We start from the raw sequence: 11,298 nt of genomic DNA on the forward strand, positions 1-11,298 counted from the left end.
CCGGCAGTCTAAACAATTAATCATGACTGGCTTCAATAATTTTAGTCGCCAATTCCTGAGGGCGGGTAAACATTGCTTCATGGCTTCCACCCATTTCAACTAACTTGAATTCTCCGAGTCGGCTCGACATTTTAGGGTGCCAAAAGCCAGCAGGTAAAGCCTGATCTTCGGTGCAGTTCAGGTAGCTTTTGGGGATATTCAGCGCATAGAATTTTTTTAGATCCAGTCGATCATGAAAGGGCTGACAAGGCTCAGGCGTAAGCATCTTGTAAGTTTCCTCGGCCATTTGATCATCTGCATCATTGATGAAAGCATGACGCCATACTTCATAAGGCAGTAAAACGGTATTATCACCCGATGCTGCGGCCAAACTCGTAAACAGCTCGTAGTAGGCTTCCGGCATGTTATCAAACATATTTTCGCCGTCTTGTAAAACAAAAGCATTCCAGTAAATCAGCCTTTGGATGCGCTCGGGAATGACCTCGGCGACTTTTGAGATAATGGTGCCACCATAGCTGTGCCCAAGCAGTACAATTTTGCTAAGATCATGCTTTACGATATAATCCGCAATCGATTGACTGCACTGCGCGTGAGTCACATTCCGGTCGGCATTTGGGCCATGGCCTGCCACAGTCGGACAGTGCACGGTATGGCCTTGAGTACGTAAATGAGTGGCTACAGGTTCCCAGAGAGAGCCATCGTGCCATGAGCCATGAACAAGTACATATGTTGTCATTTTGATCGTCCTTTGATGTGTTGATCGCGTTTAAAAGTCTTTTGAAATTCCGAGGGTAATCACATGATTTTGATTACTTAAATTGGTGCCTGTACTGTTTCCAGTACCGTTTAAGGTTTTGTTCACCGCATATTCATAGCTAAGATTGAGGGTTGCAAAACCAAGATCACGGCCATAGCCAATAGTCCATGCTTGATTGGCGACGGCATTGGCATAAAAATTCACTAATGTGTCTTGAGTATCTACGACTGAGTCTGCATGGCTATAGCCAAAACGCAAATGATCATGAGGTATGAGTTGATAATCCACGCCAGCTCGATAAATCGTTTGATTTTGCCAGTTAAAAGAACCTTTTTTCCCTAATCCATCAGCATCTTGCCAATTAAAACGTACGATATCGGCTGCTAGAGTAAGCTTTTGATTTAGTTTGTGTTTAATTCCGATTCCATAACGTTCTGGCAAATTAATTCTGCCTTCACTGCGTGCCAATAAATCATTTTTATAGTCATCGAGCTTCGAAAATTTCATTTCAGTGCTATAGCTCGCGCCAAGCCACCAATTGGGTTGAAATTCCCAAGTCGTACCTACACTTGCACCAATCCCATAGGCCCATTGATTACCATGGCTTTCTAGAAAAATAGGCGTGCCTTGTCCATCGACTCCTGCAAGTACACCTTTTGCCCTAAATTGCTGAATGCCTAAATCTAAACTCGCACCCAAACTGAGATTCGGTAAAACCTTGTACGATACCGTTGGGCTTGCCTTTATAATCGCCAGATTATCTTTGGCTTTATCGGCTGGAAACCCATGGATTGCAGGCTCATCATAGTCTACTGAAGCACCTGCACCCGTGAGACTTAAACCCCAACTTAAGCGGTCATTATAATGCTGCACCAAAGCCAGACTTGGAATCGGAATGACTTTAGTGGAATAAAAGCCTTCTGGTTGATTCAGTAAGGTTGCTTTAGAACGGATATTTAATAACGAAAGTTGGGCATCTGCACCACTGTTTTGAAAAGACAGATTGGCAGGATTATCATGAATCGAGGTTCGATCCATACCTTGAGCAAGACTTACACCGCCCATACCGCTTGAAACCTGTCCAGATCCAGTATTATAAACGCCATTAAATGCATAGCTTGATAACGGCATACAGCCGATCAGAACCAGAGATAATTTATGAGGAAACATACTCAAAATCCTTGTATTGGATAAGTCAAACCATTTGACTTTTATTTATCTAAAATTATTTAGAGTATTTTAAATTTTAAATGATTGGTTTTATATTTTTAGTCATATGAGAGTATATATTTATACATTATTGATATAATAATTTTATGGGTAAATTAAAAAGGTTCTTAATAAGAACCTTTTTAATTAAAAATGATTATTTGGCTTGTGTATTGTTTTTTAACCATGCTCTTATTATATTGATTGTCTCTTTCGTTTTATTGAGTACGCCATACATTTCAAAAAAACCATGTACCACACCTTTTATTTCATGATATTCAGTATTTACTAAACTGCTTTTTAATTTTTCAAAATAAACACGACCCTGATCACGTAAAGGATCAAATTCGGCTGTTATAATTAATGTAGATGGAAGATGTTGGTGACTTTGAGCGAGTAGTGGTGAGGCAAGCCATTGATAAGCAAAATCTTCATTTTTCAAATAGATTTGTATCATCTTTGACATTTGTTCGGCAGATAGAGGAGGAGTGAGCTTCTGTTCTTCAAAGGATGGATATTTGTTGTCATGTATTACGGTCAGATCAATACATGGGTAGATTAAAATTTGTCCTGCTAAAGAAGTTCTATACGTTTGTTCTTTAAAAGTGAGAGCAGTGATTGCTGCCAGATTGCCTCCTGCGCTGTCTCCTGCAACATATAAATGGTCTGGATGAATGCCAAGAGCAGATGCATGTTCAAAAATCCACTGTGTGGCATGAATCGCATCATGAGCAGCTTGAGGGTATGGGTATTCAGGCGCAAGACGATAATCGACACTAATGACATTAACATCTAGATCGTTCACCAAATGTCGACAAAGTAAATCATGCGTTTCGATACTCCCTATACACCAACCTCCGCCATGGAAGTAAATCAGTGTTTCACATGATTCACTATGCTGGCGTTGAGTTTTATACAATCTTAAGCGTAAGTTACCATCGTCTACTTGTATCCATAAATCTTCTACGTCTTGAAGTTCAATGAATTGCCCCGCTACGTGAGGACCGAAATTGAGATACCAGTTTCTCATTTCATTGATATTTGGATCATTTAGAGTACCAATATCAAATGCAGGTGCACCTTGAGCTTCAAGCATTGCAAAAAAACTTGCCAGTTGTGGATCTAAACTCTGTAACATGTATTAAAAATCCTTTTTAAATCATTTTGATTTATTTACGATTTGAGAAGTGATGTCTTGTTCAAGACATCACTTCTCAATACTTAACCAATTTTTAAAATGGGTTTGAGTGTGATGCCTTTATGGCTATCTATTGCTGCCTGATTAATATCTTTAAAATCATAGAACTTAACCAGTTTGTCGAACGGAAACTTACCTTGCTGATACAGCGAAACCAAAGCCGGAATAAACTTTTTCGGTACGCCGCTACCTTCTACAACGCCGATAATCGATTTGCCGCCAAGCAATAAATCATTCACGTCAAACGCTGCGGTCGTTCCTAAAGGAGGGGCACCCACCACTGCAATGCTGCCAAGAATACCGAGCGCATCGATCCCTTGTTTCAAAATTTCTGGGCGTCCAGTCGATTCAAGAGCAAATTTTACACCACCGCCTGTGATTTCCTTGATGGCTTCGACAGGATCTTGCGTTTTACTGTTGATAACATGGGTCGCACCAAGTTCTTTGGCTAACGCCAAACGAGACTCGACAATATCCACTGCAATAATAGTGGTCGCACCACATACTTTTGCAGCAAGAAGTGCACTGAGTCCGACTGCGCCCGCACCCCAAGTGACAAAGCTACTGGCAGGCGCGACTTTCAGCGCATTGATTGCAGCACCTGCACCAGTTTGTATGCCGCAGCCGAGTGGCCCCAAAAGTTCAAGCGGTACATCTTTACTCACTTTTACGGCATTATTTTCACGGCTGATGGCGTAGGTTGCAAATGAAGATTGGGCAAAGAAATGATCATGAATTTTATGATGATCGTGCGTGCATACGGCAGAATGCCCATCTGGATCTCCACCACTGAAGTTTCGTCCAAAAAAATCCTGACAGTAGGCAGGTTGTCCGCTGCTACACTGCTCACAGCTTCCACAAAAGCCATAGCTGAGCACCACGTGATCACCTACAGCCAAATCTTTGACATTCGGGCCAATGGCTTCAATGATGCCTGAACCCTCGTGACCAAGTACCGCTGGTAATGGAACAGGATAATACTGATCGCGCACAATCAGATCGGTATGGCACATTCCCGTTGCTACAATTTTAACCAATACTTCATCGTTTTGAGGTTCACGAATCTTGAGCTGTTTGAGCTCAAAGTCTGCGCCTTTGCATTCGGTCACTGCTGCTGTGATTTCGGTAAACTTTGTCATTTCTGTACATCCTGTATGAGAAAAAAATTAAAATGGATAGTGTGGCGCCTCAGCCTGAATGGTCATCCATTGCCACTGAGTAAATTCATCTGGATTTGCTGGCCCACCAATTCGTGTTGCATTGCCAGATGCGCCAAATCCGCCAAATGGATTAATCGTTTCATCATTTACGGTCTGATCATTGATATGTAACAAACCGACATTTAGCTGTGCACCGAGTTGCATGGCACGCCCCACATTGGATGAAATAATGCCAGCCGAAAGCCCATAATCTCCCATATTGGCCAGTTCAATCGCTTGTTCATCGCTTGCAAAAGGAATCAGTACGGCCACTGGCCCAAAGATCTCTTCAATGAAAATTGGATTATCTGCTTGCACCTGTGAAAGTACGCTTGGCTCAAAGAACGGGCCATTCGCTTTACCTCCAACTTCAAGGGTCGCGCCGTGTTCAACCGCGGCTTGAACCAATGCTTCTACGCGCTTGCTTTGCTTTTCATTGATCAAAGGGCCAATGGTCACGTTTTGCTCTAAAGGATTACCCACCACAAAGCGTTTGACCTTTTCGATTACGCGTGCTTTGAGGGCATCGTAAATTTTTTCATGTATCAAGATTTTGCCAGATGTCATGCAAATCTGCCCAGAATGCAAAAATGCACCCCATGCAATATTCTCGGCTGCTAAATCGAGATCGGCATCGTCGAGAATAATCAGCGAGTTTTTGCCGCCAAGTTCTAACGAGACTTTTTTCAAAGTTTTGCCTGCATTGGCACCAATGATACGGCCCACCTGTGTTGAACCCGTAAACTGAATGCTGGCAATATGTGGGTCGAGCGTGAGTGCCTCACCTGTATCGGCGCCACCTGGTAATACATGCAGTAATCCCTTTGGTAAGCCAGCCAGTTCAAAAATGCGGGCAATTGCGTAACCACTACACACCGCCGTTCGTTCATCTGGCTTAAGTACCACCGCATTACCAAATGCCAAAGCTGGCCCAACCGCACGAAGCGCCAAATAAAGCGGAAAATTAAAAGGTGAAATCACGCCGACCACACCCAACGGTAAGCGTTTGGCCAAGCTTAATTTACCGTTGCGACTCGGTAATATGTTCCCCTGATCTAGCTGCGGAAATGCAATACAGTTTTTAAGCATTTGAATGCTTACTTTCACTTCAAACTGAGCTTTAAGTGCCAGTGAGCCACTTTCACGTATCAGCCAATTGACCAGTTCATCTTGGTGCTCTGTGGCAATCTGTACGGCTTTTTCAAATACGGCTTGGCGTTCTAAATAATCGAGCGCCCACCACTGCCGCTGCGCCGTTTGCGCTTCTTTCGCTGCTTGAGCAACATCTGTAGGCGATGCAGAGCCTGTCTGGCCGAGCTGCTCACCTGTGGCAACTTCTACCACACCATAGGGTTGTCCGCTTTCAAACCAACCACCGTTAAATAATTTTTTGTTCCAAATTGAAGCATCAAGTAATGTCATATAGACCTCGTAACGTCCTGTTCGTGCTTTTTCGATAATTTCGTTCTTACGATTGTTTAAAATCACACAGACTAAAATCGTATGTGTAGTATCGATATCTCACCTATTGCAGGGAATGTGCCAATATTTAAATTATTGTTTTTATTTAATTAATTTTTTAAATTTTCGGGTAATTGTTCAGGGGCTGAACACTATTGAATTGTACATTGTCCAGAATCTGAACAATGTACAGTACTACTTTTAGGATTTATTACTGTAAATACTTATACAGTGTTGTCCTTGAGATATTGAGTCGCTTAGCGGCTTGAGAGATGTTGCCTTTTTCTTGTTGCAAAATGTCTAAAACGAGCTGTTTGGTCATCTGATTCAGTGAAGTTTGAGGCTTATTTGCTAGGTAGGATTGGGGCATAACTTTTCGTTGCTGTGGTAGATGTAAATGTTCAAGATGCGCATGTTCAAGAGAATCATGCGATATAAGCGCCGCAGAAAGTTGAATCACATGAGCCAATTCTCGAATGTTTCCGGGCCAATCGTAGCGCTCGAACTGTTCTTGAACATTGACCGACCAACTGTAAATTTTGGCTTTGGCCAGCAGTGTCTTAAAAATATCAATTTTATCTGGACGGTCTTTGAGTTGCGGTAACTCGATCTGATAGCCACATATTCTGTAATACAAATCACTTCTGAAGTCATGGTTGTCAATCATTGCCAATAGATCTTGATGGGTGGCAGAAATTAATTTGAACTGACTTTGAATCGGCTTATGACCGCCTACACGATAAAAAAACTGATCTTGTAAAACGCGTAATAATTTTGCCTGTAAATGTTTGGGTAAATCACCAATTTCATCTAAAAACAAAATGCCCTGATGAGCAAGTTCGATCAAACCACGTTTGCCTTTGGCACTTGCTCCTGTAAAAGCACCTGCTTCATAGCCGAAAAGTTCAGATTCAAGTAAGTGTTCAGGAATAGCTGCACAGTTAATCGAAATAAATGCCTGATCTTTTGCCGCAAATTCGTGAATTTGACGTGCCAAATGATCTTTACCTGAACCTGTGGCACCCGTAATTAAAATGGGTACATCGGAATGCAAGATTTTGCTTAATTTGGCAATATCTTTAAAATCGGGTGTAGATGTGCTGAATAGGTGGCTTGTTTTTTTAGTCCTTTGAGGCGTGTATAAACGTGCATAAAACAGCGCTTCGTCTTGACTACGTATAAATTGCGTCTGCTGCTCAAGTGAGGCGAGGGTACTGATCGAACTGAAATAGTTCGAGATGGGCTTATACAATAATTGATCAATAGACGTATTGAGTAAAGTTAGTGCCATTTGATTGGCTTTTTGAATCTGCCCCGTGGCATCAATTTCAATCATGCCAGTATAGGCTGTTTTTAATAAATCTTCTGAATGCTGAAAATAAAGTAGTTGATGCTGTGCTGGCATGTTCTTTTTTATTATTTCATTTTCAACCACATACCCCTGATAAAGCAGGTGTCTTAGCCAGTTACTGGCCAGTTGTTCACGATACGAGGTGATGTCCAGCGCGCCCAGTATTTTGCCCTGACCATTGAACACAGGTACAGATGCACAGTAAAAGTCAGAGAATTCATTTAAATAATGCTGGTGGCCCATCATAATGATCGGCATCTGACTCAAAATACTACACGAGGGCGCAATACTGCCAAACTGTGCAATATCCAGAACTTGACCTTGCTTTAAAAAATGATAGGGCGAATGAGGGTCAGGATTTTGATATTCGGCAATAATTTTAAATTGGGTATTCAGGAAAAATGTACAAATATTCTGATGTTTAAACAGCGCCCAAATATCTTTCAAAATAGGAAAAACCGTTTCAGATAGACGAATATCCTCAGTGGTTAGGGGCTGCTGTGTCGAGGCTGGAACTGGCGTGAACGGGCTCAAGCCTGCTGCTTTGGCTTTATGCCACATCTGTAAAATGGTTGGATCAAGCTCGGTTTGTTCTGGAACTTGACCCGTTTTATAAAAATAATCTTTAACTTGGCACCAGTCACGACTTGATGAAATTTGCATATTTTGAATCCTTCAAAAACAAAGAAACGTTGCTCGCGACTACATCAGAAACAACATCATCTTTTCATCGTCCATTGAATCTTTTTTGACTATAGCAAAGATACTTTTTGAGTTGTGTATAAAAGTTGATTTTATAGATTTCAGGCGTTTTATAGGTATTAACATATCCTAAAGGTATGAATATATGTATTTTTGAATATCGACACACGTGATTAAAAAAAATAAATTAGCGATCAATAATTATTTTTATTACATGATCAGGATGATCTTTTGGGAAGGACCTATGCAATATTCAACAACGCGTCTTTATCAGTTTATGCTACGAATGGGGGTTACTTTTGGCATGGTAGGCTGTATCGGTGTGATACCGACAGTGGTCAATGCTCAAGATAACTGGACACTTAGCCTCAAAAACGCTTATATCGATCGTGATTATGACGGCAATGCTGTCAAGGACACCGGTAGCTGGTCGCAAGGCGCTTCTTTATTTTATAAATCTGACTATTACAAAACACCCATCGATGGACTTGAAATTGGTGTGGATGGTTCAGTGCAATATGCGGTTCGTTTGAGTCATGACAAGGGTGTGGCAGATACCATTTTACCTTTTGATCCGGTAAGCCAAGAGCAGGCGCGTGATTATTTAAAATATGGTGGAACACTTAAACTTAAATATGATCAAACCGAACTTCGTGTGGGCGAGCTTTGGCCAGATTTACCCGTCACTGCGGTAGACCGTAGCCGTCAGTTACTGACTTCGTATCAGGGGGTTAGCCTCAATTCGAAACTGACCAGTAAGCTTACGGGTGAAATTGGAATAATTTCTAAAGTATCGCCACGTAACGAAGAAGATTTTCGTAAACTGACCTTCACCAAAAATGGCATCAAATACGTTTCGGACGGTTTAAATTACATCGATTTAAAATATCAGGTTTTACCGAATTTAAAGCTTGAATATTATTTTGGTAATTTAGAAAATCTTTATAACAAACATTATCTTGGCGCAGATTATAGCTACAAGCTTTCGCCTGAGGCCTCGTTGCATACCAAGCTTAAATATTTTAATGCCAGTGAAGACAATAAAAATTACAACATCGATAGCCAAAACTTCGGAATTTTAGAAACTTTAAAGTACCGAAATCATACTGTTGGACTGGGTTATCAGCAAATTGTGGGAGATGCTTACCCACTGCCAGATGGCTTTTTACCTGAAACCTATTTCATCAACTGGAACACCACAGGCTTCTTTAAAGCTGATGAAAAATCAGTTCACTTTATCTATGGCTACGACTTTAAAGATTATGTACCGGGTTTAAATTTTACCTTTAAGCATGTGTATGGGTACGACTTTAAGACCGCAACAGGTCTGAAAAACAAAGAGCAAGAAAGCAACTTTATTTTGAATTACGCCTTTCAAAATCCAAAGCTAAAAGGCGTCGGATTCCAGTGGTTGTATATCCCGTATAAAGTCCGTTACGGAACGGATTTTAACGAAAATCGTTTATTTCTAACTTACACCAAAAAATTCTGAGTGCTTGGTGCTAAATCCTTATGGATGGAGGAATGTTATGTCTAGAGAAATTAATGTCAATCAGATGATTGACGACTCAAAGCTCACGCCGTTTCATTGGCGAGTGATTATACTCAGTACCCTCATTATTATTTTTGATGGTTACGATCTGGTAATTTACGGGGTGGCATTACCACTTCTAATGAAAGAGTGGGCCATTGATCCGGTCACCGCGGGCTTTATTGGCAGTATTGCATTGTTTGGTATGATGTTTGGTGCCCTGATTTTTGGCACCATCGCCGACAAGCTTGAACATTTGGGCGTGAGCCGTAAAAAAGTCATTGCGGTCTGTATTATTTTATTTAGCTTGTGCACGGTATTGTGCGGTTTTTCCGAAACCACCACGCAATTTTCCATATTTCGCTTTTTGGCAGGTGTAGGCATTGGTGGTGTAATGCCAAACGTAATTGCGCTGGTCAGTGAATACGCACCGAAAAAATTTAAAAGTTTTTTTGTGACCTTAATGTTTAGTGGTTATGCCATTGGCGGCATGACGGCAGCTTTTCTGGGGTCGATTTTAGTGCCGCTTTATGGCTGGAAAATCATGTTTATGATTGCCGGAATTCCATTGGTGTTGTTATTGCCTCTTATGAAAGTTTTGCCTGAATCGATTGACTATTTGGTTCGTAAAAAGAAAGATGAAACGGTTCGTTTTATTATGACCAGAATGGTGCCGTCGTATCAGTATCAGCCCGATCATGTTTTTGTACTGAACTCATCGAATCAAAATCAGGCACAAGCGCCAGTCAAAATGATTTTTCAGGAAAAGCGTGCGTTTAGTACGATGATGTTCTGGTGCTCAATTTTTATGACACTGATTATGGTTTATGCACTGGGGAACTGGTTGCCAAAACTGATGATTGAAGCAGGTTATAACCTCTCGAAGAGTCTCATTTTCTTGTTCTCTTTAAACGTGGGGGGAATGATCGGCTCTATTTTGGGTGGATATCTGGCGGATCGCTATAACGTCAAGTTTGTGACCATGGGCTTGTTGTTGCTGGGTGCGATTTCACTGAGTCTGTTGTCTTTCCAGTTTAGCAGTGTGATTTTGTATATCTTAATTGCATGTGCGGGCGCAGCCTCAATTGGTGCTCAAATTATGCTGCTGGCCTACATGGCAAAATTTTATGCCCCAAATGTTCGCTCTACTGGAATTGGTTGGGGGCTTGGCATGGGGCGTGTCGGCGCAATTTTAGGGCCAATCTTGACTGGATGGTTATTGTCTTTGCAACTGCCGCACTTCTATAACTTTCTGGCACTGAGTATTCCTGCGGTTCTTGGTATTGTCACGGTATTTTTAATCAATGACCGACGTATGTATCAACCTGAACCGATCAGCCCGATTGCCAATCAAAACGACACCACTACGGTGAAAGTGAACGAAGCAGTCTCGCATTAATCTAAAAAATTATAAAAACCCATCAGCACCTCACAGTCTGATGGGTTTTTTGTTACCAGTTTGGCGGCTCAGTAAAACCTTCATAGGCATATATCTGGCGAATCGTTTCGTACAACGAATAAATATAAGTACTTTCCTCCATATTGCGCACGGCAATATAGATGGGCGTGATGGCATCGGGATCTAGAAGCGGCACATAGCTCAGATTAAAAAGCTGGATACTTTGCGTACTGGCCGGTACCAATGAAATTCCTTCACCCGCTGCCACTAATCCAAGCGCCAGTTGAACTTCACGGACTTCATTAATTTTGGTGGGTTCTAAGCCATGATCAGAAAAGATATTCATTACATGGGTAGAAAAATTAGGCTTAGGCGAGCTTGGATAAAGCAAAATTTTTTCATCAATTAAATCATTTAAATGCACGCCTTTATCTTTCATTTGATTAAGCGGATGGCTGGCATGTACGGCCACCATCAAACGTTCATTACGC

General features: G+C 41.5%; 9 protein-coding genes. 2 read left to right on the top strand and 7 right to left on the bottom strand.

Annotation, left to right across the window (positions count from 1 at the left end):
* Positions 1–16: 16 nt before the first annotated feature.
* The 6 genes from ADA42_RS04305 to areR all read right to left on the bottom strand — a co-directional run bounded on the left by ADA42_RS04305 (position 17) and on the right by areR (position 7,838).
* Complete coding sequence (locus ADA42_RS04305) at positions 17–736, bottom strand: alpha/beta fold hydrolase (RefSeq protein WP_048763767.1); 720 nt, start codon at positions 734–736, stop codon at positions 17–19.
* Positions 737–766: 30 nt separating this feature from the next.
* On the bottom strand, positions 767–1,927 hold the full coding sequence (locus ADA42_RS04310; RefSeq protein WP_048763768.1) for an OmpP1/FadL family transporter: 1,161 nt from the start codon (positions 1,925–1,927) through the stop codon (positions 767–769).
* Between the two features lie 196 nt (positions 1,928–2,123).
* Complete coding sequence (gene areA, locus ADA42_RS04315; protein ID WP_048763771.1) at positions 2,124–3,104, bottom strand: benzyl esterase AreA; 981 nt, start codon at positions 3,102–3,104, stop codon at positions 2,124–2,126.
* An 83-nt stretch (positions 3,105–3,187) separates the two neighbouring features.
* A complete protein-coding gene (gene areB, locus ADA42_RS04320) occupies positions 3,188–4,303 on the bottom strand; it encodes a benzyl alcohol dehydrogenase AreB (protein WP_004936920.1) in 1,116 nt (371 codons plus the stop codon).
* A 27-nt stretch (positions 4,304–4,330) separates the two neighbouring features.
* Positions 4,331–5,785: a benzaldehyde dehydrogenase AreC gene (areC, locus tag ADA42_RS04325; protein WP_048763780.1), complete on the bottom strand. Its 1,455-nt coding sequence runs from the start codon at positions 5,783–5,785 to the stop codon at positions 4,331–4,333.
* 250 nt (positions 5,786–6,035) lie between these two features.
* Complete coding sequence (gene areR, locus ADA42_RS04330) at positions 6,036–7,838, bottom strand: sigma 54-interacting transcriptional regulator AreR (RefSeq protein WP_048763772.1); 1,803 nt, start codon at positions 7,836–7,838, stop codon at positions 6,036–6,038.
* Between the two features lie 283 nt (positions 7,839–8,121).
* On the opposite strand from areR, the gene benP reads away from it, so the two are divergent.
* Together benP and benK are read left to right on the top strand one after the other, a co-directional pair.
* Positions 8,122–9,369: a benzoate transport porin BenP gene (gene benP, locus ADA42_RS04335; RefSeq protein ID WP_048763774.1), complete on the top strand. Its 1,248-nt coding sequence runs from the start codon at positions 8,122–8,124 to the stop codon at positions 9,367–9,369.
* Positions 9,370–9,406: 37 nt separating this feature from the next.
* Positions 9,407–10,807: an MFS family benzoate transporter BenK gene (gene benK, locus ADA42_RS04340; RefSeq protein ID WP_048763776.1), complete on the top strand. Its 1,401-nt coding sequence runs from the start codon at positions 9,407–9,409 to the stop codon at positions 10,805–10,807.
* Positions 10,808–10,859: 52 nt separating this feature from the next.
* On the opposite strand, the gene ADA42_RS04345 is transcribed toward benK, so the two are convergent.
* Positions 10,860–11,298: LysR substrate-binding domain-containing protein (locus tag ADA42_RS04345; protein WP_048763777.1), on the bottom strand; the 439-nt coding region annotated here is incomplete at its 5' end.

Source organism: Acinetobacter sp. 243_ASPC (assembly GCF_001054715.1).
In the GTDB taxonomy this organism is placed as follows: domain Bacteria; phylum Pseudomonadota; class Gammaproteobacteria; order Pseudomonadales; family Moraxellaceae; genus Acinetobacter; species Acinetobacter soli.

What these genes read in the sequence shown, in the direction of transcription:
- ADA42_RS04305 (WP_048763767.1), bottom strand. Translation starts at nt 736, where the DNA reads ATGACAACATATGTACTTGTTCATGGCTCATGGCACGATGGCTCTCTC.
- ADA42_RS04310 (WP_048763768.1), bottom strand. Translation starts at nt 1,927, where the DNA reads ATGTTTCCTCATAAATTATCTCTGGTTCTGATCGGCTGTATGCCGTTA.
- areA (WP_048763771.1), bottom strand. Translation starts at nt 3,104, where the DNA reads ATGTTACAGAGTTTAGATCCACAACTGGCAAGTTTTTTTGCAATGCTT.
- areB (WP_004936920.1), bottom strand. Translation starts at nt 4,303, where the DNA reads ATGACAAAGTTTACCGAAATCACAGCAGCAGTGACCGAATGCAAAGGC.
- areC (WP_048763780.1), bottom strand. Translation starts at nt 5,785, where the DNA reads ATGACATTACTTGATGCTTCAATTTGGAACAAAAAATTATTTAACGGT.
- areR (WP_048763772.1), bottom strand. Translation starts at nt 7,838, where the DNA reads ATGCAAATTTCATCAAGTCGTGACTGGTGCCAAGTTAAAGATTATTTT.
- benP (WP_048763774.1), top strand. Translation starts at nt 8,122, where the DNA reads ATGCAATATTCAACAACGCGTCTTTATCAGTTTATGCTACGAATGGGG.
- benK (WP_048763776.1), top strand. Translation starts at nt 9,407, where the DNA reads ATGTCTAGAGAAATTAATGTCAATCAGATGATTGACGACTCAAAGCTC.